At 36.0% G+C, this 23,803-nt stretch carries 18 protein-coding genes; 9 read left to right on the top strand and 9 right to left on the bottom strand.

What is annotated here, in order from left to right; all coding sequences use genetic code 11:
• Positions 1-3: 3 nt before the first annotated feature.
• From EGI26_RS14910 to EGI26_RS14890, 5 genes are all read right to left on the bottom strand, one after another.
• Positions 4-1,140, bottom strand: a complete 1,137-nt coding sequence (locus EGI26_RS14910) for an FIST signal transduction protein (RefSeq protein WP_255079578.1) — start codon at positions 1,138-1,140, stop codon at positions 4-6.
• Positions 1,141-1,534: 394 nt separating this feature from the next.
• Positions 1,535-2,407 (bottom strand): glycosyltransferase family 2 protein, encoded by an 873-nt coding sequence (locus tag EGI26_RS14905; RefSeq protein ID WP_255079577.1) that lies wholly within the window; start codon positions 2,405-2,407, stop codon positions 1,535-1,537.
• A complete protein-coding gene (locus tag EGI26_RS14900; protein WP_255079576.1) occupies positions 2,408-4,858 on the bottom strand; it encodes a response regulator in 2,451 nt (816 codons plus the stop codon). It lies immediately after the preceding gene.
• Positions 4,858-5,943: an FIST signal transduction protein gene (locus EGI26_RS14895; protein ID WP_255079570.1), complete on the bottom strand. Its 1,086-nt coding sequence runs from the start codon at positions 5,941-5,943 to the stop codon at positions 4,858-4,860. The genes EGI26_RS14900 and EGI26_RS14895 overlap by 1 nt, the downstream gene beginning before the upstream one ends.
• 125 nt (positions 5,944-6,068) lie before the next feature.
• On the bottom strand, positions 6,069-7,415 hold the full coding sequence (locus EGI26_RS14890) for a sigma-54 dependent transcriptional regulator (protein WP_255079568.1): 1,347 nt from the start codon (positions 7,413-7,415) through the stop codon (positions 6,069-6,071).
• Positions 7,416-7,586: 171 nt separating this feature from the next.
• Here EGI26_RS14890 and EGI26_RS21160 point away from each other — a divergent pair, with 171 nt between their 5' ends.
• From EGI26_RS21160 to EGI26_RS14865, 4 genes are read left to right on the top strand one after another with little or no spacing between them, the layout of a single operon-like run.
• Positions 7,587-8,720 (top strand): sugar transferase, encoded by a 1,134-nt coding sequence (locus tag EGI26_RS21160; RefSeq protein ID WP_303626760.1) that lies wholly within the window; start codon positions 7,587-7,589, stop codon positions 8,718-8,720.
• A 4-nt stretch (positions 8,721-8,724) separates the two neighbouring features.
• The gene (locus tag EGI26_RS14875; RefSeq protein ID WP_255079567.1) at positions 8,725-9,873 is read left to right on the top strand and encodes a glycosyltransferase family 2 protein; all 1,149 of its coding nucleotides are present in this window, start codon (positions 8,725-8,727) and stop codon (positions 9,871-9,873) included.
• The gene (locus EGI26_RS14870) at positions 9,870-10,985 is read left to right on the top strand and encodes a glycosyltransferase family 1 protein (protein ID WP_255079562.1); all 1,116 of its coding nucleotides are present in this window, start codon (positions 9,870-9,872) and stop codon (positions 10,983-10,985) included. Before EGI26_RS14875 ends, EGI26_RS14870 begins: the two co-directional genes overlap by 4 nt.
• Complete coding sequence (locus EGI26_RS14865) at positions 10,985-12,145, top strand: glycosyltransferase family 2 protein (RefSeq protein WP_255079560.1); 1,161 nt, start codon at positions 10,985-10,987, stop codon at positions 12,143-12,145. The genes EGI26_RS14870 and EGI26_RS14865 overlap by 1 nt, the downstream gene beginning before the upstream one ends.
• On the opposite strand, the gene EGI26_RS14860 is transcribed toward EGI26_RS14865, so the two are convergent.
• The gene (locus tag EGI26_RS14860) at positions 12,142-12,726 is read right to left on the bottom strand and encodes a ribonuclease HII (RefSeq protein WP_255079557.1); all 585 of its coding nucleotides are present in this window, start codon (positions 12,724-12,726) and stop codon (positions 12,142-12,144) included. The genes EGI26_RS14865 and EGI26_RS14860 overlap by 4 nt on opposite strands.
• Positions 12,727-13,092: 366 nt before the next feature.
• Here EGI26_RS14860 and EGI26_RS14855 point away from each other — a divergent pair, with 366 nt between their 5' ends.
• Positions 13,093-13,656, top strand: a complete 564-nt coding sequence (locus tag EGI26_RS14855; protein WP_255079556.1) for a hypothetical protein — start codon at positions 13,093-13,095, stop codon at positions 13,654-13,656.
• Positions 13,657-13,775: 119 nt separating this feature from the next.
• On the top strand, positions 13,776-14,954 hold the full coding sequence (locus EGI26_RS14850) for an MFS transporter (protein WP_255079554.1): 1,179 nt from the start codon (positions 13,776-13,778) through the stop codon (positions 14,952-14,954).
• An 87-nt stretch (positions 14,955-15,041) separates the two neighbouring features.
• Here EGI26_RS14850 and EGI26_RS14845 read toward each other — a convergent pair whose 3' ends face one another.
• Positions 15,042-15,701, bottom strand: a complete 660-nt coding sequence (locus tag EGI26_RS14845; protein ID WP_255079553.1) for a phosphatidylserine decarboxylase family protein — start codon at positions 15,699-15,701, stop codon at positions 15,042-15,044.
• Between the two features lie 128 nt (positions 15,702-15,829).
• Here EGI26_RS14845 and EGI26_RS14840 point away from each other — a divergent pair, with 128 nt between their 5' ends.
• Positions 15,830-18,382: a M48 family metallopeptidase gene (locus EGI26_RS14840; protein WP_255079550.1), complete on the top strand. Its 2,553-nt coding sequence runs from the start codon at positions 15,830-15,832 to the stop codon at positions 18,380-18,382.
• Between the two features lie 185 nt (positions 18,383-18,567).
• Complete coding sequence (dnaN, locus tag EGI26_RS14835) at positions 18,568-19,692, top strand: DNA polymerase III subunit beta (protein ID WP_255079548.1); 1,125 nt, start codon at positions 18,568-18,570, stop codon at positions 19,690-19,692.
• 91 nt (positions 19,693-19,783) lie between these two features.
• Here dnaN and EGI26_RS14830 read toward each other — a convergent pair whose 3' ends face one another.
• Both EGI26_RS14830 and EGI26_RS14825 read right to left on the bottom strand, forming a co-directional pair.
• Positions 19,784-22,258 carry a PAS domain-containing hybrid sensor histidine kinase/response regulator gene (locus EGI26_RS14830; protein WP_255079541.1) on the bottom strand — a complete coding sequence of 825 codons (2,475 nt, stop codon included), beginning with the start codon at positions 22,256-22,258 and terminating at the stop codon, positions 19,784-19,786.
• A 2-nt stretch (positions 22,259-22,260) separates the two neighbouring features.
• Positions 22,261-22,803 carry a heme NO-binding domain-containing protein gene (locus tag EGI26_RS14825; RefSeq protein WP_255079540.1) on the bottom strand — a complete coding sequence of 181 codons (543 nt, stop codon included), beginning with the start codon at positions 22,801-22,803 and terminating at the stop codon, positions 22,261-22,263.
• A 272-nt stretch (positions 22,804-23,075) separates the two neighbouring features.
• Between EGI26_RS14825 and EGI26_RS14820 the strand changes: the two genes are divergently transcribed.
• Positions 23,076-23,801 carry a TolC family protein gene (locus tag EGI26_RS14820; protein WP_255079537.1) on the top strand — a complete coding sequence of 242 codons (726 nt, stop codon included), beginning with the start codon at positions 23,076-23,078 and terminating at the stop codon, positions 23,799-23,801.
• Positions 23,802-23,803 lie beyond the last annotated feature (2 nt).

Genomic DNA, 23,803 nt, shown 5'->3' with positions numbered 1-23,803 from the left:
GTGTCAAATTTCTTTTAGAGTGGTAATGGTCATTGTTTGGTTTTGAAGTTCACATTTTTGAGATTTGACGAGAGGAGAGATTTCACCGTAAGAATAAAATCCGGACACGCAGGTTTCTATGCCGAAAATATCTTTAGCAATTTCTATTTCTTCTTCTACTCTGTCGTTTAGTATGAGTTTTCGTCCTACACAACTTATCAAAATAGCGAGGTCGGGTTTTTCGAAATTAAACGAGACAGACTGCTCTGCGGCTGTTCCAGATGCATTAATTATTTTATCGAAATTAGCCTTCATTAGTCTTACTTTACTTCCCATTGGTAAATTACCTGCAAATGTCATTGATTGTTTGGCCTCGTCAATGGAGAGTATGGTTCGTACATTCTTTGTGTTTTGTTCGTCATTTGATATCGATATTGGAAATAGTAACGCAGAGCCTGGAAGTTCTTCAGCGTAGGAGCCTAGGTATTGCTTATAGAGTTCTAATGCATTTTTATTGTCAAGTTCGAACAATACGTTTTTCTCTGATTTTGTAACAATTCTTTCCGGTCCAAACTCATCCCAACCACCAAGCGACCCATGTCCAACTTTGATGTGCTCCCCATAGAAACCTATTAATACAACATTTCCAGATTGTAGATTATCATCAACGCCTACTAGCGTGGACTGAAACCTTGATCCATCGCCAGCCAAGCCGCCTGTTATTAGTATTTCGCTACTATTTTCAGCATTTATTCCTTCGAGGAGTTCTGTACCATTTATGAGGCCACCATCTGACAGTACAAAAACATATTTAAGATTTTCTTTTGGCATTTTTTTGAATAAATCCAGCCCCAAATCATAGCTATTCGCAAAGTCTTTGATGTTGGCTAGCTTACTTTCAAAAGGTGTTTTCTCAAGAAATATAGCGGTGGTAGACAATTGCTCATCGTAGAAGGAGTAGTTGGCTATTTCTCCAGCCGTAGATGCAGAAATCAACTGAGCATTGGGATAGTCACTTTTTAGAGCAACTAAAATATCAGAAGTGATATTTTTTTTCCCACCAAGTACCAATACTATTTGACAGAGAGAGTTATTGAAACCCTCGTGAGAGTAAACTGTTTGCCACCCATTTTCGCTTATTATTTTTTGCTCAATTTTCATTTCTAAATCACTATATTTTTGTTGTAAATAGCTTTAATATTTTTTGGTTTCGATATTTTGCTTGATTTTCACATCAAGATTTAATTTGTTCTATGTTCTTTTGATAATTCTGATGACTTATTTTTTTTCAACTGTTTATAATTGATAAAAGCCTTTAAAAAATGCCGTATCATTTGTGACAAGTGGCTTTTTGAAAAAAGACAATAACCCTGCCAAATCTGTTAAAAAAATGGCATAAATGACCAATAAAGAAGCTAGAATGATAGAATACTTATTGAGAGGTAGCATAACTCTCATTTAAAGTGAGGAAATTGATTTTTTGTATTTTTTATACTAAGTCAAAGCACTCCGAAATATTCCAAGAATGAGTAAAATCAGAGGCTAATTTCCAAATTTAGTTTTGGACGTTCCACCAGAATGCATTCCAACTTGCTTTGGCGAGTTTATTTTTTCCTTGAGATATATATTTGAAAAGATCTCTGAAAACAGTGGCCATTAGATAAGCCAAGGAATAGATTTTATCTGAGTCAGTTCTCCATTTCCTGGCCAGTAAAATCCTGTTGCGTGTTTTATAATAAACCTGAATATAACTTTGTTTCCCGATAGAAATTGACTCTTTGTGAAGTACAATTGAGCCAGGGACAAACATGATTTTATAACCTTCTTTTTTTATTCTTTCGCACCAATCTATTTCCTCATAATACAAGAAATATTCTTCGGGCATTTTACCAGCTTTGTTTATGGCGTCTGTTCTTACAAGCATGGCCGCACCGTGTGCTAAGGATGTTTCTATTGTTTGGTTATATTTTTCAGAATCCTTTTGTCCGTATCCGTAAGCAAAGCTTTGAATTTTTATAGGATGCAGCGGACTCGAGCCAGCATATTGAATGGTGTCAGGATGCGAGTAAAATATCAGTTTTGATGAACAGATACCCACTGTTGAATCATTTTCCATTGTCTCAACAAGTGGTTCTAAAAAACCTTGTTTCACTTCGGTGTCGTTGTTCAAGAACATCATATATTTTCCCCGAGCTTTTTCTATTGCCAGATTATTTCCACCAGCAAAACCCAGATTTTCCTTACTCAAAATAATGTTCACCTCCGGGAAAAGACTTTTGATTTGTGAATATGGATTTTCTCTTGAGGCATTATCTACAACAAAAACTTCTATGTTTTTGTAAGAAATCTCTCTTAAGGACTCTAAAAGACTGATTGTAACCTCTGTTTGATTAAAGTTTACCGTAATAATTGATACTAGTGGTTCCATTTATTTATGCGAATTTTTAATTGAAAGACAGACTTTCTGCAATGTTTGAGTCACATTACTTATGAGGTCGTCTATAATTTGTTTATCTGGTGTGTTTTTTTCTAAACTCTCTAATTTTCTGATGACTAACTTTAGATCTGTGATTTGAAGCATATCTATTGAGGCTTTAAGTTTGTGTGCTAGCAGGCCTATTTCCCTCCATTTTTCAAGGGTAAAGTGCTGGTGCATTAGTTCTAATACTTCCTCTGCCTGATTTACAAATAACTGCTCCATTTGTCTTATTTGTACTTGATTGCCTTTCATCATTTGGCTGAGTAAACTGTTATCGTATGTTCGTTCCTCTTTTGATTCGTTGCTTTTCGGACTTGAAATGGAGTAGTTTTGATAAGAGAGTATATACGCTATAAGTTTCTTTTTGAGGTATTCTGCCTCAAACGGTTTTGTAATGTAATCATTCATTCCGGCAGATTTAAAGTTGTCGGCCTCCTCCTCTACTGATAACGCCGTCAGGGCTATTATTGGAACGTATTTGTTGCTTTGTCTTATGAATTTAGTGGCTTGGATTCCGTCCATTTCTGGCATTTGTATATCCATCAATATACAGTCATAGTGTTTTATCTTAAACATATCTACTCCCTCTTTTCCATTGTTGGCTATGTCTACTTTCATACCCCAGCCTTCCAGAAGTTTTTGTGCAAAAAATTGATTCATGGTATTGTCTTCTACCACAAGGATTTTTTTGCCAATGAGCATATTTTCAGACAGAATCGAATTTTCTGATTTGGAAGAAGGGTCTTGATTTATTGGAAAACCCAAAATGAAAGAAACTTTAGTACCAACATTTTCTTTGCTTGTCAACTTTAGCTCGCCGCCCATTAAAGACACCAATTTTTGAGAAATACTTAGACCAAGTCCGGTGCCGCCGTATTTTCGGCCTAAGCTTGAGTCTTCTTGTGTGAAACTTTCAAAAATGACCTTTTGCATCTTTTCTGGAATTCCCTTTCCTGTGTCCTCAACATTGAATTCGAGAACCAGAGCATTATTCATTTTAGATATTAACCGAATCTCCAATTCGATTTTGCCAGTTACAGTAAACTTGAGGGCGTTGCTTACCAAGTTTAACAACACCTGACTTAACCTAATTCCGTCGCCGATGAGGTGAGAGTCTACTTTAGGATCAAATTTGAGAAACAGACCTAATCCTTTTTGCTCTGCTTTAAATTCGTTGCTATTGATTATATTCCGGACAATCTTTTCTAGATTGAATGGAATAGTTTGAATATTCAATTGTCCTGATTCAATTTTAGAAAAATCCAGAATTGAGTTGATTATCAATGATAGGTTTTCGGTTGAAACTTGAATCGTATTTAGGTAATCAGATTGTTGTGGTGACAGTTGGGTTTTCTGAAGAAGATTAGACATGCCGATGATTCCATTCAATGGAGTTCTGATTTCATGGCTCACCACAGATAGGAATTCTTGCTTTATTCTTCCCGATTCTTCTGCTTTTTCTTTGGCTTCGTTTAGCTCAACTTCTTTGTTTTTTCGGTCCGTTATGTCAGATTCTACGGCTATGAAATTTATCAGAAGTCCGTTTTCATCATAAATGGGTTGAATGGAAAGTTCTATCCAATATTTTTCTCCTGTTTTTGTATAATTGAGAAGCTCTGCTCTAAAACTATTTTCAGCTTTTAATTGCCCTCTAATATATTCTACGGTTTCTGGATTTGTCTCTGGCCCCTGTAAAAGGGAGCCTGGCGTTTTGCCTATTGCCTCTTCAATCGAATATCCTGAAATTCTTTTAAATCCATCGTTTGCCCATTCAATAATCCCGTTTGCATCTGTGATAACAATTGCGTTGTCGGTTTTTTCTGCAACCAAGGCCAGTTTTCTTATTTCCTTCTGAAACTTATTTTTTTGTTCGGTCTCTCGAATTACTCTATCGTGAAGTAAACATGATTGCAACGCTATGCTGAGTTTTCCCAGTACTTTTTCGGCTTTTTTTATTTCCTTTAGATTGAAGGATTGGCGAGATGGGTTTTTTTCATAAAAAAAGAACTTTATAAATCCTAAATTTGGGATTTCTAGAAACCAGTAGCTGCCAGATTTTATGTTTTTTTCCTTTTTGAAATGAAGAAAATCTGGGTCGTTATTTCCAACTTCAAATGCTTTTTGTTGCTTTAACGTTTCTAAGAATTTTTCCGAAGGGATTTCTTTGCTTTCGATTATCAGAAAATAGGGGTGGCCAAAGATTAAAGTAAACTGGTTGGGATTATCTATACCTAGGTACTCATTTTTAATCCAGATGGATCCATAATCGATATTTTTCTGCCTCATCCATACTTTCAGAAAGTCTTCGCTTGTCTTTTTAAGGTCAAGTGTGCCTCCCACTGAAAGCGACAACTCATATAAGAGCGAAAGTTCCCTTACTATTTCAAGTTTAGTTTCCATTAGGAGTTGAGGCTACAAGCCACGATAGTTTTATTATAAAACTCCACAAATCCAGTACCACTTGAGGCAATTTCGCCTAAGGTGGCCACTCCTCTAATTTTAGACCCTTCTGCATCATATACAGTTTTCATGGCAGCGAGTTCGTCTTTGAATCTTTCGTTGAGATACATCACTCGGGTAATACAATCAAAAACCAAAAGGCAAGAACGTTCAGTTTTTTGAGTGAGTGTCATCTCGGCCACTTCTTTGGCAGCATTGATTAATGTATTGGGGTCGCCAGTAAGAATCTGCAGCGTGGAGTTTTCAGGTATTTCAGAAATACAAGTTATAGACCCATCGTCGTTTAAAATAAATGGGTCTCTTATTATATATTCTGTACCTTCCTTATAAATACCAAATGGGAATACCTTGGCTATATCGAAGAAATTCCCATCTCTAAAGGAGTATTCAGAATTGCTCTCAATGGCTTCTTTGTATACTTCAAATGCAGGTCGCCAATTCAGTTCCTTTATTATATTTTTTTCGGTAGATGTGGCGATAAATGGGCCTTCAAATACTTCCCATCCATGTTTTACGCCAATCTTACTTTCGCTTTTTAGTAGAGCAATCACGCCTCCGTCTTGAAAAATACCCTCATTGGTAAATATACAAGGGGCTTGTTTGAGTGTCATGAAACCAGCCCCACCTCCAACGATGTTCATTTGATTTCCGAAGAAGTTATATATTTTTCGAAGAAATGCATCGGTTTCTCCCATAAGACCATCTGTAAGCAAAATAGCGGTGCCCACTGAATCAAGGTCCAGGTCAGAGTCAAAGAAATTTTCATCTTCGGCTGATAGCCTTATAACTTCTTCTACTGGTGGAATCTCTAAAACCAAAAAGCCTTGCTCATAATTTTGTTCGTCAGAAAAAATTGTAGGATAAATGCCTCCAAATAGCTTCATATTGTGGCTGTTAAAGCCATCTATTAGTAGTTGGGCTTCATCAGCAGATTTCTCAGCAACAAAAACCAAATGATAATTGGTAGACGTAGCTGTCTTTGAAAGACTTGAAAACGAAATGTCTGAAAAATTTCTGAAATACATTTACCCAAGGTTTTGTTCCTATATATATTATATCAGAAAATATGCCTAAGCGTTATGTGTTTCATTATTAAGTAGTTACATTTTTTGAGAAATCCAAATTCTGGAAATTTGTCTATATTTTGGAGTTATAATTCACCACTTTTTAGCATGTTATAGATAGTTGACTTACCAATATCAAGTTTGTCAGCTACAAGTAAAACATCGTTTTCATATTTATCTAAAAAATGTCTTAATATTCTTTTGTTGTATTCTTTTAAAGTAAGTTCTTCCAGCAAAAACGAGCCTTCAGGTTTTACAGAATTGAAACTGATGTCTTCAGCACTTATATTATCTTCTATCGCCATTACACAAGCCAGTTCAACTACGGCTTTAAGTTCTCTAATGTTTCCTGGAAAACCATATTGAAGAAGTTTTTGAGAGGCATCATTTGTAAGTGAAATAGCTTGAAGTTTATTTTTTTTGCAATAGTCCTCTACAAAAAATTTAGATAAAATCATGATGTCATTTCCTCTCTCTCTGAGCGGAGGCAGTTGTATGTTAAGACCTAAGAGTCTGTAGTATAGGTCTTCTCTAAAATTCCCTTTTTGTACTTCTTCAGCTAAGTTTCTGTGGGTCGCTACAATAATTCTTGCATCAAACTTGACGGTAGAATTGCCTCCTACTCTCACGATTTCCTGTTCTTGTAGTGCCCTTAATATTTTTGCTTGTATGGTCACGTCCATTTCTCCAATTTCATCCAAAAACAGGGTGCCTCCATTTGCTTCTTCAAATTTCCCTATACGTCTGTTCACAGCTCCGGTGAAGGAACCTTTCTCATGCCCAAAAAGCTCACTTTCTACAAGTTCTCGTGGAATCGCTGACATGTTTACTGCCACAAATGGCTTTTTGCTTCTTCCAGAATTATAATGTATAGACTTGGCTACAAGTTCTTTACCTGTACCGGTTTCGCCATAAATAGAGACGTTTATTTGGCTTTGAGCTGCTTTTTCCATCAAAGCAAATACCCTTTTCAGAGGAGCACTATTGCCTTTGATACTATTGGTAAATTCATATTTTTCACGAACCTCCTCTCTCAATAATGTAATCTCTTCCTTGAGTTCTTTGGTTTCTCTAATTTTCAGCAGGGCGTTCCAGAGTCTGTCTTTGGTGTTTTCGTCTTTTACAATATAGTCATAGGCACCAAGCTTAAGCAATTGAACAGCCGTGGTGATGTTTTCTTGGCCCGAAATAATTATTACAGGAATATCAGGATGGTCTTTTTGGATTTTCTTAAGAATTGTCTCCCCGTCAATATCTGGAAGTGAGTAGTCCAATGTTATTACTGAAGGTCTTTTGTATAAGTTATCAATAAAACTTTTTCCGTTTTCAAACCTGCTCACTTCATAGTCAGGGTTAAGGTTGAGGTGATACTCCAACATTGAGCCATAAAAGGCGTCGTCTTCAACTATAAATATCGAAAAATGCTTGCTCATTATCTTGTGCTTAATTATATCCAAATGTAAGAATTTTTCCAAAACAAAAAAGTTTTTTCCAAAATTAGGAAAAAAGCAAAAGTATAATTTTTCGTAAAAGTCTTATTATAAGGCAGATACATTTTTTGGAGTGAAAATGGCAAATAGACATTCAACGAAACAATTATTATAATGAAAAAAAAGATCCTGATAGTAGATGACAACCAAATGGTTCTTGGCTTACTAAACCACAAGCTTAAGGACGATTATGATCTTCGACTAGCACCTACACTTAAAATTGCGAGATTGCTTATTAAGAACGACGATCTGCCGGATTTAGTCATTGTGGACTTACATCTTGGAGAGGAGCATGGCCTAACGTTGATAAAGTATCTGAAAAAGGATCCGAAGTATTCAGATATTGCAATTTTGGTGTTATCGGGCGACGAAAAAAGTGAGACAAGAATCGAATGCCTCACAGCTGGTGCTGACGATTATGTTGGGAAGCCTTTTCATCCTGAAGAACTGAAATTGAGGATTGACAAGCTTTTGAGTTCTAAGGAAGACAGCAGAGCTTTAGATGAAATCGAGAATCTTGAGGATTTTACATTTCTTGAGCCAAAGATGTCGCTTAGAAAAAGAATTTTTGATGTTGCTCTTTCGTTGACAGCCATTTTAATACTCCTACCCGTTTTTATAACGGTAGGGGTATTAATTAAATTAGACTCCAAGGGGCCATTTCTTTATCTTTCAAAGAGGGTAGGAGCTGGTTATAAGATTTTTGATTTGTATAAGTTTCGTACTATGAAAGTCAACGCCGACAAAGAAATCAGTAAAATGGACGACTTCAATATGTATAAAAAAGATGAACTTGAAGCGTCTGAAATTGATAAACAAGAGCTCATTTATGATGGCGGCTGGATGAGCGAGCAAGCTCTTCAAACAAAAAAGGAAAGTAAAGCCGCATTTATGAAGTTTCAAAACGATCCACGCATTACACGCTTAGGGACTTTTTTAAGAAACTCGAGCTTAGACGAGTTGCCGCAACTTTTCAATATTCTAAAAGGAGACATGTCCATAGTAGGAAATAGACCACTTCCGCCTTATGAAGCTGAAAAACTTACCAAAGACGAATCTGCAGCAAGATTTTTGGCTCCGGCTGGTCTGACAGGACTTTGGCAAGTAACTAAAAGAGGGCAGTCGGCATTGTCTGAAAAAGAGAGAATGGACTTAGACAATACTTATGCACAAGAGCACAATTGGCTCTATGACATCAAACTAATTTTGAAAACCTTCCCGGCAGTTTTTCAGTCGGAAAAAATGTAATATTATGTCGATACTAATACTAACATATCTCAGCATTGGAGTAGTTTATGTGCTTTTTTTTAGTTTGATGGCTTTATTTTCAGGCAAAAAAATCAACATAAAAGATACAAAAAATAGTCGCTTTTTGTTTTTGATTCCTGCTTACAAAGAAGACGGAGTAATAATAGAAACGGTAAAAAGCCTTGAGAGTCAGCCAGATCTGTCAAAGAACGACAAAATTGTGGTGATTGGCGATCACCTTCAAAAGACCACATTAAAGATTCTGGAGGGCTCAAAGGCCCAAATGATATCTTTAAATCTGGAAAAAAGCACTAAAGCCAAAGCTATAAACATAGCTCTATCCACTATCGATTCAGATTTTGATGCTGTGGTACTTTTGGATGCTGATAACCATTTGGTTCCAGGCTTTATCAATAAAGCAAAGGCCGCTTTTGCAGGAGGAAACAAGGTGATACAAGCACACAGGATTGCAAAAAATTTAGATACCCGTTTCGCATTTTTGGATGCCATAAGCGAAGAAATAAATAATTCAGTCTTTAGAAAAGGTCATGCCAATGTAGGGCTATCTTCGGCTTTGATTGGTTCAGGCCTAATCATGGATTTTCAAGAATTCAGGAATTTTATGTCCGACATTGACGTAGTCAGTGGCTTTGATAAACAGCTAGAATTAGATCTGCTCCACAAAGGGCAGAAGATTACTTATCTGCAAGAGGCTTATATTTTAGATGAAAAAGTGAGAGAAAGTGGCGTATTCGAAAACCAACGAACCAGGTGGATTTCTGCTCAGTTCAATTTTGCCAGAAAACACTTCTTCAGTGCCTTTGTGGCATTATTTAGAGGTAATATTGATTATTTCGACAAAGTTTTGCAGTTTTTACTTCCTCCTAGGCTTATTCTATTGGGTAGTGTATTCATATCATTAATTGTACATGTTTTTTTAGGTTCGTTTATTCTGTGGAATGTTGGATTGGTCATGGGTTACACTGTTGGTTTGTGGTTGGCCATTCCTTCATATCTCAGAAAAACTATTCGTATCAAAGATTTTTCTTATGTGCCTGTGAGTCTTTGGTATATGGTAAAAGCCATGCTTAAATTTAAAAGAGCCAATAAGGTATTTATTCATACGCCACATTTAAACACTTATTCAAAATGAAAATAGGAATAGAAGCTCAAAGGATTTTTAGAAAGAAAAAACACGGTATGGACATCTATGCTCTAGAGCTTATTAGAGCCCTTCAGAAACTTGATCATACCAATGAGTATGTGGTTTTTGTAAAATCAGATGAAGATGTGTGTTTACATTCTTCAGAAAACATGAAAGTGGTAAAAGTAAAAGGCGTTACTTATTTTGATTGGGAGCAAATTTGGCTTCCGAAGGCCATCAAAGCAGCAGGCGTTGATGTGATGCATTATACTTCTAATACCGCTCCGCTAAATAGTCCAGTCCCTTATGTGGTCACTTTGCACGATATTATTTATATGCATTCTTATTCTGGCGGCACTTTTTATCAAACAGCAGGGCATTTTTATAGAAAATTCATTGTACCCAAAATAACCAAAAAAGCTAATTATGTTTTTACGGTCTCTGATTTTGAAAAAATACAAATTAGTAAAACTTTAGACATCAGTGATAGCAAATTGAAGGTGATTCCTAATGCATACAGCTCTACTTTTAGACAAATAGCGAACGAAGACACGCTGAACCTCATAAAAGAGAAATACAGCTTACCCGACGATTTCATTTTGTTTCTTGGAAATGAAGCTCCTAAAAAGAATTTGGTGAATGTGCTAAAATCTTATGCAAAATATGTGGATGATAATCCCGACCCAACTCAGTTGGTCATTTTAGAAAGCAGTCATGAACAAATTTTAAATCATTTAGCAAAAATTAAGCGGTTGGATATTTTAGATAAGATTTCACTGCCTGGATATATAATGCACAGCGATTTACCAAAAATTTATAACCTAGCCAGCCTTTTTTTATATCCTTCTTTGAGAGAGAGTTTCGGAATACCCATCATAGAAGCCATGGCATGTGGTGCTCCTGTAATTACATCTACAACCACAGCCATGCCTGAAGTAGCGGGTAACGCCGCATACCTTGTTGATCCTGCAAACGTTGATGACCTGTCAAAAGCTATAAGTGAGCTTACCAATAATGTGGTTTTAAAAGACTTTATCAGAGAAAAAGGGCTTAAACGTGCAGAAGATTTTTCTTGGAAAAACACTGCATTTCAAACACAGAATATCTATTTAAGTAAATAATGAAAACATTAGAAATCTCTTTTTGGATAATGCTCGGCATAGCTTTCTATGCTTATCTGGGGTACGGAATTTTACTTTATTTACTTGTTAAAATAAAGAATTTAATAGTCAAAAAGCCAAACTTCATAAATCAGGAGTTGCCTGAGGTAACACTGTTGGTGGCGGCCTACAATGAATCTGATTATGTGGTGGATAAAGTCAAGAATACAATTGAACAAAATTACCCTTCGGATAAACTAAAAATAGTTTTTGTAACTGATGGCACCACTGACGATTCAATAGAAAAACTAAAATCTTTTGAGCAAGTGAAGGTTTACCATAGCCATGAGCGGAAGGGAAAAATGGCAGCGATCAATCGTGTAATGCCATTAATACAAAGCCCCATTACCGTTTTTACAGATGCCAATGCCATGCTCAATACAGACGCAATCAGAAGTATGGTCGAACATTTTGTCAACCCAAAAGTCGGGGTGGTAGCTGGAGAAAAACAAATACTCAAAGTATCAGAAAACAACGCAGAGGTGGGAGAGGGTCTGTATTGGAAATATGAAAGTTTCTTGAAAAAACTCGATTCCGAGCTGTATTCTACCGTCGGAGCGGCAGGTGAATTGTACGCCATCAGAACATCACTTTTTCAAACACTTGAAACTGATACTTTGCTAGATGATTTTGTTTTGTCTTTAAGAATATGTTCTAAAGGTTACGTAACAGCTTATGAACCAAGTGCTAAGGCAATGGAAACTGCGTCTCTAAATATAGCTGAAGAACTTAAAAGGAAAGTGAGAATTAGTGCAGGAGGTATTCAGTCTGTTCTTAGATTGCAAACATTGCTCAACCCTTTTAAGCATGGATGGCTTACTTTTCAGTATTTGTCGCATCGGGTACTGAGATGGACTTTGGTACCAGTTTTCTTGATTTTGATGCCCATCATTAATCTATTCTTACTAGATAATCCTTTTTATCAATTAAGTTTATTTTTGCAGGTTGCTTTTTATAGTTTGGCTATTTTAGGCTATGTTTTTGAGAAAAAAGGGAAGAAATTTAAAGCTCTGTATGTTCCATATTATTTTTCGTTTATGAACTACGCAGCCATTCTGGGTTTTAAAAGATTCTATTCAAATCAGCAAGCTGTAACTTGGGAAAAAGCAGCAAGGGCTTAAACTCTCACTCTGAAAGTCATCCTGTGATAGGGCGTGTAGCCGTATTCTAGGATGGCTTTTCTGTGAAAAATAGTTGGATAACCCGCATTTTCATGCCATTTATATCTAGGATATTGTTGTGCCAAGCCTTCCATGAGCTCGTCACGGTAGGTTTTTGCCAAAATAGAAGCCGCCGCTATGGACAGGTATTTTCCATCGCCTTTTATCACGCATGTGTGCGGAATCATAGGATAAGGAGTAAATCTATTGCCATCCACCAGCAGATGTTCAGGTTGTATTTTTGCGGAAATTTGATCCACCGCCCTATGCATCGCCAAAAAACTGGCTTTTAAAATATTGATTTGGTCTATTTCGATGTTTGAAGCCTCAGCAACTGCCCATACCAATGCACTTTTTTCTATTTCGGTTCTAAGTTCTAGTCGCTGATCTTTAGTAAGTTGTTTGGAATCATTCAACCAAGGATGTTCATAGTCTTTGGGCAAAATAACAGCGGCAGCCACAACAGGACCTGCCAAACAGCCTCGTCCCGCTTCATCTAAGCCAGCCTCTACATAGTTTTTATTGAAATAAGGAAGGAGCATTTATCGACCGTTTTCACATTATTAGTTAGAAAAGTGTGAAAATTTATACAAGAAACCAACTAATTATGTGATTTGTGGATAATATTTCAATTTATTCAAAGTCATTTTAAATTCTCCATTTGCTGATTATTTGTTTAATTAAACCCAATCGGCTATTATTTCTAACAACTACAATTTTAAATTCAAATTTGTTTTCTTAGAAAGAATAGTAAGTAGCTAATCAATTTTGAAACAGCATTTTTTGGATATTTTTTTGTGCCCATTGGTCATTTAAATCCGAATTAAACCGCCTATATAAATTAGCCTAACCTGGTAAATTGACTTGGAAAAATTAGTCTATTTTTGGATAAAATACCCAGTCTAATTATGAAAAAGAATGAATTTATTAAGACGCAAATCTTGTTAACCAGTATTGCTTCTATTACCATTTGGAGCCTTTTGGCTTGGTATTATTTTAATGGTGGAGTACCTAGTCACCATATTTTAGCTAGAGAAGACCTTCCTGAAATATCCAATTGGTGGGGAGCAATTTTACTGCCACTTTTAACATGGCTTGTGCTTTTTAGAATTCAGAAAAGAGAAAATCTTCCCAACTCAAGAGGCCCTAAGTTCTTAGAAATTCCCCAAAAAGTTTGGTTAGGTTTTTTAGGTGCTTTGACACTCGGCACAGTACTTTCAGTTTTTTTTACGCTTGGCAACGAGGGTATGTCGGGATATCTAATGTTATCCGTTTTTCTTATTTCTTTGTTTTTTCCAGTTTATCGAGCGGAATGTCTTTTGGGATTTGTTATGGGCATGACATTCACTTTTGGGGCAATTTTGCCCACTGGAATCGGAAGTATTTTGGCTACAATAGGATTTTTAATCCATAATATACTTAGGCCATCGTTGCTTTTTCTTTATAATTTTATAAAAAAAAAGATAGTTTAAAAACTGTTTTTTTGACTGGGATAAATTTTGGTTAAAAACATTAATGTGGAGAAAATTTGAGCTAGATTGAACCTCAATACTTTTTTTTCGATTAATAAATGAAACCACTAATTGATTAAATGCTTCTGAAAAACGCCTACGGAGGGTTATCACCCAAAATATGGTTGCTCGCATTGGTGATGCTCATAAATCGAGCCGGCACTATGGTGGTTGCTTTCATGACCGTTTACACCACCCAAAAACTTCATTTTTCCATAGAAAACGCAGGCTTTGTAATGATGTCCTTTGGTTTTGGGGCGATTTTAGGCTCTTATTTAGGCGGAAAACTCACGGATATCTTTGGCTACTTTTTCGTTCAGTTTGGTAGTTTGTTCATAGGTGGCTTATTGTTTTTTGTAGTTGCCGAAATCCAAACCTTCGAACTACTTTGTGTAGCTACATTTATTCTTTCGGCATTTGGAGAAGCTTATAGACCTGCCAATTCGGTGAGCATAGCACACCTCAGCACACCCGAAACGTTTACCAGGTCAATTTCTTTGGTGAGATTAGCCATAAATTTGGGTTGGGCAGTTGGCCCGGTATTGGGCGGTTTTTTTGCTACTAGAGATTACAAATACTTATTTTGGGCAGATGGCGTCACCAATATTTTGGCCGCCATTATTGTACTGATATTTCTTCATTCGAAATATGTAAAAAAAGCAAAAATATCAAAAGCGGAAGCAAAACTCAATCGAGCCGAATCACCCTGGAGAGACAGCACATTTATGATTTTCATGGTTTTTACTACCATTTATGTCATGTCTTTTTCTCCATTATTTGTGGTTTTGCCAGTCTATTACAAAGAGATTTGCAATATGTCGGAGTTTCAAATAGGTCTGCTAATGGGTATCAATGGCCTTTTAGTGGCCTTGGTAGAAATGCTCATCATTTATAAACTTGAGGGCAAATACACCAAGCTACAGCTGATTACTTTTGGCTGTTTTCTGTTGGTTGTCAATTATATTATTTATCTCAATTTTACGGCCTACGCCTGGATGTTGATAGGCATTACTTTTGCTACTTTTTCTGAGATATTCGCTATGCCTTTTATGAATACTTACAGCATAGAAAGGGCAAAATCACATAATCAAGGGCAATATTCTGCGGTATATTCTATGTCTTGGCCAGTGGCACAAATTGGTTCTTCCTTGCTTGGTACTCAAGTAATTGCGGGCTTTGGCTATACAGCACTTTTGTTGCTTTTGGGAGGATTGGCGGTGTTGGCTACCGCTGGGTTTTATGTGTTGGAAAAGAAGTAGAACGATTTTTCAAATCGCTAAACCTGAATGTTCGTTAGAATTAAATAAAGGAATTATTAAGTTTTGAGACTGATTTGAAAAATCGCTTTACGCCAACTCCGCAATCACTGTCTCTCCACCAACAGGTTTGTCTTCAAGATTTACCAAAATTTTAGTGCCAATTGGTAAGTAAATATCAATTCTCGAACCAAATTTTATGAATCCAAATTCTTCACCTTGGGTTACCGTTTGGCCTTCTTTTACATACCAACAGATTCTACGAGCCAAAGCTCCCGCTATTTGACGAAAAAGTATCTCGGTGCCGTTCTGATGTTTTGTTACAACAGTAGTGCGTTCGTTTTCGGTGCTGCTTTTAGGGTGCCAAGCCACCAAGTATTTGCCAGGATGATATTTAAAGTAGGATATAATGCCCGAAAGCGGGTTAAAGTTGATGTGTACGTTCAGTGGAGACATAAATATCGAAACCTGAATTCTCTTCTCTTTGAAATATTCTGTCTCAACAACTTCTTCTATCACTACTACTCTACCATCGGCAGGTGCAATGAGGTGCTTTGGGTTTATTGGGGTTTTTCTTGTAGGTTTGCGGAAAAATTGTAATACAATAAAGAACAAAACTAGGCAAACGGCAAAGACAAAATAATGCAATACTGCCATGTCTGGTGTAAAGTACTTAACCAAACTATAGATTATTGCGAGTGTAACCGTTGAAACTATTAGCGAGCCCGTGCCTTCTTTATGTATTGTCATTATAGGGTCAGTGATTTTGAGAAAAACTTCGCAAATATACAATTTTAGCGATTTTAAATTTGTGTTTTTTCTCTAAATAATTGATTTCCTTTTGAAATATTAATTCTGTAAAAGAGTTTTAGGTATCTATGAATGAAAATTTGAACTTCTGGAGAACATGGCATAAAAACGAAAAACTGCCTCTTTTCATAGCATTTTTCTTGTTAATAATTCTTCTTTTAGGAGGTGTTTACGCCTGGTCACAAGGACAAGAGAACATTATTCACTGGGACGTTCTGAGCGAACTTCACGAAAAAATTATAGCCACCAATTCGTTTTTCTATGACGAATTTAAGTTTTCTGCCTCCACTCCGCTTTGGTATATCAAAGAACGCTATATGCCATCTTTGGTCGAAGTTAACACGCTGGCATTTTATGCACTTTTGGGAGGTTCTCTATTGGGTTTATCTTTTTTGTTGACAGGTTTGGCCAGGCTAAAAGGACCTTGGTTTTTGATTGGAGCATTAACGCTCGGCGGAGTTTTAATTGGTATGCATACTGAGAGTGTGTTTTTGAGTAATTCAAATTGGCCCTTTCTCGTGGCATTTGTGGTTACTGGCTCTTTTTATTACTATTCTAACAGTTACGGGCAGAAATTAAGCACAAGTGTAATCCTAATGTGTTGGATAATTTTATGGTCTGTGTTGTTGGTTTTGGCAAATAAATATTCAGTTATTAATCAGCCAAATCTCACGCTTGCAGCCTATGGATTGATTGCCTTTTTGATTATTTCTGGGGTATTTATTTTCCTAATTTCGCATGAAATCATAGCTGGCTTGGTGTGGTTGGTTTCAAAAAACGCCCAAAAAGGGAAAAGTTCTTTGCCGCAGTTTTTGATAATTTCTGTAATTTTTTTAGCAAACGTTTTACTTGTTTTTTTAGAAAATTCTAATAAAATAGAAAGAAGTTCTTTCGTTATTCCTTCCATTATTTTGTTTTTAATTAGTGCGGTATTGGGCTTGTGGGGGTTTCGTCAATTTATACATCAAAAAGAATGGTTTAGCTACCAAATGTCAGGCGTTTGGATATATTTAGGAATGGCTTCCATCGCTTTGGCAACCGTTGGCTTTGTTTATGGAACAAACAATGACCCACTTATCGATTTGTTTGAAGACTTCATAAGTATCTCATTATTAGTCGTTGGTTTGAGTTTTATAGTTTATGTTTTAATTAATTATTTGCAAATATTTAAACAAGGCTTAGAGGTTCATAAAGTTCTCTATAAAGCACCCTTCAATAAACTGATATATGCACGAACGATCTCGGTTTTCTTAATTTTGTTTTTGTTTTCGCTTAAGAACTTCTATTCGTTTTATCAGGCAAAAGCGGGTATTAGTAATGCCATTGCGGATTTTTATTTGGTAGAAGGAGACCTCAAAGCCGCCGAAACTTTTTACAAAGAATCTACCCACAACGACCTGAAAAACCACAAAGCCAATGTGTCGCTGGCCTCCATGGCCCTAAGTCAAGGAGACAAAATAAATGCCGCGTTTTTTTTCAATCAAACGCTTGAGCAAAAACCCAGTCCTTATGCTTTTGCGGGTTTAAGTGCTAGTTTAGAAAATGAAAATTTGTATTTTGAAGCATTGTTTGCACTGCAAAAAGGCCTAAAAAAGTTTCCAGACAATAGTCAACTCCTCACCAACCTGTCCTACTTGCAAGAGAAAGCGAAAATTACAGACAGTGTTCTAGTCAATTTAGATAAATCTCTCAAAAACTGCAAGAAATGTGAGGTAGAAAACACCAATTTTCTCGCTTTTTGGATTGAAAATGCCAAGCCTGAAAAGCTTGAGGAAATGTCTAATTTGGCAGAGAACTTGGATTATAATGGCCTCAAAGCCAATCAGTTTGCGATTAATAGGATGTTGGATAAAGAAACTATATTTGAAAAATTTGAACTAGATAAAGATTCAGCACTGGACATGAGCAGTGCAGCTTATCTTTTCAATGCCATAAGCCATCCTAAGACAGTAAATAAAGCAAATATAGAAGCCGAAACGATTAAAAAGCTTCAAAATAATCCGTACAATGAACCTGTTTTTGAGTCGCTAAGCTGGACTTATGCTCAGCAAAATTATATTAGACAATCAAAGTCTATTGGAATAAAGCAATTGTATTTGTTGGCCAACGCGAATTCTAAATATAAGAACATTTATAATCAAAATCTTGGCCTATGGTTGATGAAGGAAGGAGTTTTAGATCAAGCATTGGTAAGGTTAAAGGCGGCAGGTGATACGTCTTCTTTTTCTCTTTTATCAAATGCTAACCTAAAACAGAAAGTAGAAAAAGACCTTCAAGTGCAAGCTGAAAAATATGGAGCCAATATAACTGAAAAAAACTATACTGAAGTACTGAATCAAGCTCCATTTAATCCTTATTTGATAGAAAGGATTTCGAACTATTTGACCTCAAAGAACAAAAAACTAGAGGCCTATAAGGTGGCATTTTATGCGACAGAAGTTAACAGCGAGTCTACATTGATATGGGAAACTTTGGTGAAAAAAGCCATCGATATTTCAGAGTTTGAGTATGCTATGGACGGAATCAAGAAGCTAGAGACATTTGCTCCTAGCATACGTTTAGAAGCTTTGAAAAAACTATACAAAGAGCAGAAGCAAAAAGTACAATTGGGCGGATTTTAAATTGACTTTTGCATAAATAAATCAGATTTTTAGGTATTTTTGCATGTAAGTTCTCAAAAATCAGAGTTTTTTAGAGAAATATTTAATAATCAATATTTTAAAAATTCGTTTTAAAAATATTGTGTGTTTTCTTAAATTTGCCTTGAATTGAGTTTAAACCAAATCATTTTCCAAAACAAAACAACATGAAGTTTGTCGTTTCGTCCTCTGAATTAGTAAAAAATCTTTCAAATATAAGTGGAGTTATTGCTCCAAATCCCCTTGTTCCCATTTTGGAGAACTTCCTCTTCGAACTAGATAAAACTTCGCTTACTGTGACGGCGTCTGATATGCAGACTGTTATGGTAGCAGATTTAATGGTAGACTCTAGCGATACCGTTTCAGTGGCTATACCAGCCAAGCTTTTGATGGATACTCTCAAAAGTTTGCCGGAGCAGCCAATTAGTGTAAGCATAAGCAACGAAACGTTTGGTGTAGAAATAACGACTTCTAATGGTCGCTTTAAAATAGCTGGTGAAAATCCATTGGATTTTCCAAGAGCTCCTCAGGTAAATAGAAATTTTAATATTGAACTGGATTCTCATATTTTGTCATCAGCTATCAATAATACTTTGTTTGCAACAAGTACTGATGACCTTCGCCCCGCTATGACAGGCGTCTATATAGATATTCAGGAAGAAAATACGACGTTTGTTGCTACGGATGGCCACAGATTAATCAGATATCGTAGGTCTGACATCAAGTCTTCTACACCTACTACCATGATTTTGCCTCGTAAGGCTCTTAACTTGATTAAAATTTCGCTGCCTTCTAATTCTGTTCCTGTAATAACGGAGTTCAGCAATTCAAACGCATTCTTTAGCTTTGGCAACATCAAGCTGATTTGTAGATTGATAGACGAGCGTTATCCTGACTATGAGAATGTTATTCCGAAAGCAAACCCTCACCGTATGACAGTTGAGAGGTCTAAATTCTTGAATTCATTGAAAAGGATTGCTATTTTCTCTAACAAAACAACCCACCAAATTAGATTAAAAATAACAGCAGATGAGTTGACTATTTCGGCGGAAGATTTAGATTATTCAAACGAAGCAGTTGAGAAAATATCATGTGAATATTTAGGCGATGATATGGAAATAGGCTTCAATGCTAAATTTTTAGCTGAGATGTTGAGTAACATTAGTTCTTCAACAATTACAATGGAACTTTCTTTACCAAATAGAGCCGGACTGATTATTCCATCTGATAAAGAAGAAAACGAAGATATACTGATGCTAGTAATGCCTGTAATGCTGAACTCGTATTCATAAGAAATACAATAAACCTTTTTCTCTATAAACTTTAGCCCCAGATTTCTGGGGCTTTTTTGTGTCCCGATTTAGTTTTTAGATTTCTTTGGTGTTAAAGATTTTCAAGTTCATTGTTCAAAAGGGTCATGCAGGGTTCAAATTTGCCTAAGAAATCGTCAATTAAATTCCTAAAATCCTCAAACTTCGCACCTCCTTTAATAGTTCTTTCTATTATTTGTAATTCGTCGGTAAGTTCAGGAAATCCGACCATGGAAAATGATGGTTTTATTTGATGTGTTACTTTACCTAAAGCCTCGCAGTTTTTTTCTTTCATCAAAGTTCTTATTCTTTCAATTTCAAGAGGAACTGTCTTTTGAAAAAGATTAATCATTACCTGGGCATATTCTTTATCGTCTCCATATAAATGTCTTAGATTATCACCAATGTTGTAATTGTTGATAGGTGCTTGTGGAGGTCTAGATTGTGGAGTTATTTTTTGTAAAGTTTCTTCTAGAACTACTTTTAATTGGTCAGGTCTGAATGGCTTTGTAACGTAGCCATTCATTCCAGCAGCATACGCTTGTTCTATTTCTTCGTTCATTGCCGTGGCTGATAAACCGATGATAGGAATATTTTGATTAAGGTTTTTCTCCTTTAGCCTGATATGCTCGGTAAGCCAATATCCATTAGTGTCTGGTAGTAAGATATCCATCAAAATCAAATCAAAGACATAGGCGTCAATCATTTCTAATACTTCACCCTTGTCAGAAGCAATTCGATACCTTAGGCCCCATTTTTCCATTAAGCCCGTTACATATTTTTGATTCATTTCATTATCTTCCACTATCAAAATCAAGAAGTTTTTCCAAGATTCTGAAATGTTAACTGAAAGGTCTGTCACAACTTTGGTTTTTTGACCGCTATCTTTCAATGGCAGGGTGAAATTAAAAACAGTACCCTCTCCTAAAGTACTCTCGGCCGTTATTTCACCACCATGGATGTTAACTAACTGTTTTACTATAGCTAAGCCTAGACCAGTGCCGCCAAACGTAGTTTTCACTGTTTCATTTGCTTGTTTAAAGCTATCAAATATTCTATTAATCTCGTTTTCAGATATTCCTACTCCAGTATCACTCACTTTAAACTCTGTCATATAAAATTCTCCTAGCTTGCAAAGTAAAGAAACCTGAATGCCAATTTTGCCCTTCTTTGTAAACTTCATGGCATTGCTAAGCAGGTTGAGCATTATTTGGCTAATGAAAGTGGCGTCACCAATTACCTCATTGCTTATATCGTCGTCATATTCAAAGGTCAGCTCTATGTTTTTTGTTCTTGCTTCAATTTGAAACGTCTGTAAAGTGCTATTTAACAAGTCTTTCAAGCTGAAAATGTTTTCAGACATTTTCATTTCTCCAGCCTCTATTTTTGAGATGTCAAGAATGTCTGAAACCAAATTAAGCAATAAGTCTGTGGAGTAATTTATGGCACTCAGGTATTCTGTTTGTTTTTCATTTGGTTTGGTATCGTACATCAAATGGGTCATGCCTATTATTGCATTTATCGGAGTCCGTATTTCATGGCTCATGTTTGCCAAGAATCTCTTCTCCGAGTTTCTAGCATCTTCAGCCGTAGCTCTGGCTTCTTCCAATGCCTCCTGTGTACGTTTTCTTTCTGTAATATCAAGATGAATGCCAACAGAGCCAGTCACTTTTCCATTTCCATCTTTGATAGGAGCACCGCTTATAATCACCCATATTATCTCTCCGTCCTTTTTCTTTAAAGGTACTTCATAAGCTCCAGGTTCACCACTTTTCCTTATTTCATTTTGTTCTGCAATCAGCCCTTTGAATAGTTCATTTGGAAGTAAAATATCTGCTGCTTTCTTTCCTAATAATTCGTATTCTTCATAGCCAGTTAGCTTACAGAATCTTTGATAAACTTTCTGAATTACATCATTGTTGTCTACTTCCATTAGGCCAAGCTCCATGTTTTCTATGATGCCCCGGTATTTTTCTTCGCTTTGTTGTAATAGGTTTTGAACGGCTTTCTGTTCGGTCACATCATTATATAGCCAAAGGTGTCCAAGGTACTTTTCACCAGAAAAAATAGGAATATAGTCTCTCTCAAGTATTCTATTGTCAGCCGTAATGAGTTCCTCTTTTAATTCTATTTTTTTGCTATTCAATAAGGAGTCTATCCTTTCTACGAATACTTTAGGCTCTTTAAATAAATCTTTAGATTGCTCCGCTGATGTCGTACAGTCCACACCAATGAGCTCCTCTGGCGACAATGGAATATGAAAAAGATCGCAAAAGTTTTTATTTGCAATTACTATTTTTCGGTTTTCATCTTCCAGAAGTACTGATGACTGCAGGTTTTGTATCAGTAATTTGTATTGAATTTGACTTCTCATTAAAGACTCTGAACGCTCCAATACTTTTGCCTCTAGCTCGAGGTTAAGTTTGCGAAGTTTTTCATTAACTTCATATAATTCAAAAGCTTTGGCTTCAAGAATTTTTTCAGCCTGAAGTCTGGCGTCTCTTTCTCGCGAAATCTTTCGCTCTAAAAGTTCAATCTCCTCTTTCATAATTAACCTTCAGTTTTAATTATAAAAGTCACAATTTTCCCCTCATTATCTACTTGTTCTATTTTTATACCTCCTTTTTGATTAAAGTATTCAAGAGTAGATTCTATAAGACCCTCTGCTAGGGCCGACATTCTTCTGTCAGAATAATAGACCATCTTAAGGCTGTTTAGCCCTATTCTCTCAGTCTCAAATCGTGGAAGTTCAGCATCGGGATAAAGTTTTTTTACTTCAACATGGATATGGTTTTCTATGTTTTCAAGCATGTCGAAGGCGGAGGTAAACTTGTCAAAAAAGACAGCATAACTTTTTTTGAAAACTCCAAATAGATGATTTCCAAAAGTTTTTAGTAAGTCATCAACAGGGATTTGACTGTGAAAATGAACTGTCATCAGTAAACTTACCATTTCTTGATGTGGATAAGTGCCCACTGAGGTATAGGCTCCTTTGGTTGGCAGATTGGCTTCATTTATTATTTGGTCCACAAAAGCGTATCCAAACTTCTTCTCCACCATTTCTAAAAACTCTGTGAATACTATTCCTTTCATAGTATATGTTTTTTAATTTTTGAAAGCTAATTTTTGATTAAAATCAATTTTAAGTTGATAAGTGCTCGAATTGAAAGCTAAACTCGGCACGTTTCTAAGAACGTAATTCAAAAATCATGCTAAAAATTATATTCCAAAAAAAAACTTTATTTTCCATTTTTTGGAATCTTGAATCAAAAATGAAATTGTTCAAATGGTTGATTTTTAGCCTATTGTGCTTCGTGGCATAGCTTTGGTATCTTACAAATCAAATCTAAAAAAGGTATTCGGAAATGAAATATATAGCTCCAATATTATTTGTATTAATGATTTCGACTTCTAGCATATGTGCTCAAGCTAAAGTAGAAAAAATAAATGTAGCAAGTTTGCCATCTTTACAAAAAGTATTGGATTACGCCGCACAGAATTCTCCGTTGGTGAAAGAACAAGAGGCCATGACCGACCACTATGGGCAAACTGAAAAAATCACACAAAAACTTTGGATGGACAAAGTCTTCATGGATTTGGGAGCTCAAAGAGCTAATAATAATGCAGTATTGAATGTAAACAATAATGTTTCTGATTCAGAATTTAACTCACTCAGTTTTCAAAATCAAAATTCAATTAGATTTGGACTAACTGTAAGATTAAGCCTATATGATGGCTTTGCTCGAAAAAACCTTATCCAACAAGCTCAGTTTCGTAAGATCGCATCTGAGCAGCATGCACTTTATTTAAGGCAAGAAGTCAAGTATAGAATTACGGATGCTTACAAAGATGCTCAATTAGCTTACAAATTATTAAGCATAAAGGCAGATAAAAAATATGCTTTGTTTATACAAAGAGAAATGACCGAGAAAGAGTTTCAACAAGGTCAAATTCATATTTCTGAGTTAAGTAGAGTCACTGAGTTGTCATCTAATGCCTATGCTGAGTTTGAGCAAGCATCGAATACTTATGAGAAGCTCTATTTTCAGTTGGAGATTTTAATTGGTGTGCCTTTATCTAACTTAAAATGATT

Origin of the sequence: Lacihabitans sp. CCS-44, from assembly GCF_024343735.1 — a bacterium.
Taxonomy (GTDB): Bacteria; Bacteroidota; Bacteroidia; order Cytophagales; family Spirosomataceae; genus Leadbetterella.
This window is presented reverse-complemented; position numbering and strand designations above follow the sequence as displayed.

Excerpts from the sequence above, each read along its gene's own strand:
- EGI26_RS14910 (WP_255079578.1), bottom strand. The coding sequence starts at position 1,140 with ATGAAAATTGAGCAAAAAATAATAAGCGAAAATGGGTGGCAAACAGTT.
- EGI26_RS14870 (WP_255079562.1), top strand. The coding sequence starts at position 9,870 with ATGAAAATAGGAATAGAAGCTCAAAGGATTTTTAGAAAGAAAAAACAC.
- EGI26_RS14895 (WP_255079570.1), bottom strand. The coding sequence starts at position 5,943 with ATGTATTTCAGAAATTTTTCAGACATTTCGTTTTCAAGTCTTTCAAAG.
- EGI26_RS14905 (WP_255079577.1), bottom strand. The coding sequence starts at position 2,407 with ATGGAACCACTAGTATCAATTATTACGGTAAACTTTAATCAAACAGAG.
- EGI26_RS14875 (WP_255079567.1), top strand. The coding sequence starts at position 8,725 with ATGTCGATACTAATACTAACATATCTCAGCATTGGAGTAGTTTATGTG.
- EGI26_RS14855 (WP_255079556.1), top strand. The coding sequence starts at position 13,093 with ATGAAAAAGAATGAATTTATTAAGACGCAAATCTTGTTAACCAGTATT.
- EGI26_RS21160 (WP_303626760.1), top strand. The coding sequence starts at position 7,587 with ATGAAAAAAAAGATCCTGATAGTAGATGACAACCAAATGGTTCTTGGC.
- EGI26_RS14825 (WP_255079540.1), bottom strand. The coding sequence starts at position 22,803 with ATGAAAGGAATAGTATTCACAGAGTTTTTAGAAATGGTGGAGAAGAAG.
- EGI26_RS14890 (WP_255079568.1), bottom strand. The coding sequence starts at position 7,415 with ATGAGCAAGCATTTTTCGATATTTATAGTTGAAGACGACGCCTTTTAT.
- dnaN (WP_255079548.1), top strand. The coding sequence starts at position 18,568 with ATGAAGTTTGTCGTTTCGTCCTCTGAATTAGTAAAAAATCTTTCAAAT.
- EGI26_RS14845 (WP_255079553.1), bottom strand. The coding sequence starts at position 15,701 with ATGACAATACATAAAGAAGGCACGGGCTCGCTAATAGTTTCAACGGTT.
- EGI26_RS14900 (WP_255079576.1), bottom strand. The coding sequence starts at position 4,858 with ATGGAAACTAAACTTGAAATAGTAAGGGAACTTTCGCTCTTATATGAG.
- EGI26_RS14820 (WP_255079537.1), top strand. The coding sequence starts at position 23,076 with ATGAAATATATAGCTCCAATATTATTTGTATTAATGATTTCGACTTCT.
- EGI26_RS14865 (WP_255079560.1), top strand. The coding sequence starts at position 10,985 with ATGAAAACATTAGAAATCTCTTTTTGGATAATGCTCGGCATAGCTTTC.
- EGI26_RS14850 (WP_255079554.1), top strand. The coding sequence starts at position 13,776 with ATGCTTCTGAAAAACGCCTACGGAGGGTTATCACCCAAAATATGGTTG.
- EGI26_RS14860 (WP_255079557.1), bottom strand. The coding sequence starts at position 12,726 with ATGCTCCTTCCTTATTTCAATAAAAACTATGTAGAGGCTGGCTTAGAT.
- EGI26_RS14840 (WP_255079550.1), top strand. The coding sequence starts at position 15,830 with ATGAATGAAAATTTGAACTTCTGGAGAACATGGCATAAAAACGAAAAA.
- EGI26_RS14830 (WP_255079541.1), bottom strand. The coding sequence starts at position 22,258 with ATGAAAGAGGAGATTGAACTTTTAGAGCGAAAGATTTCGCGAGAAAGA.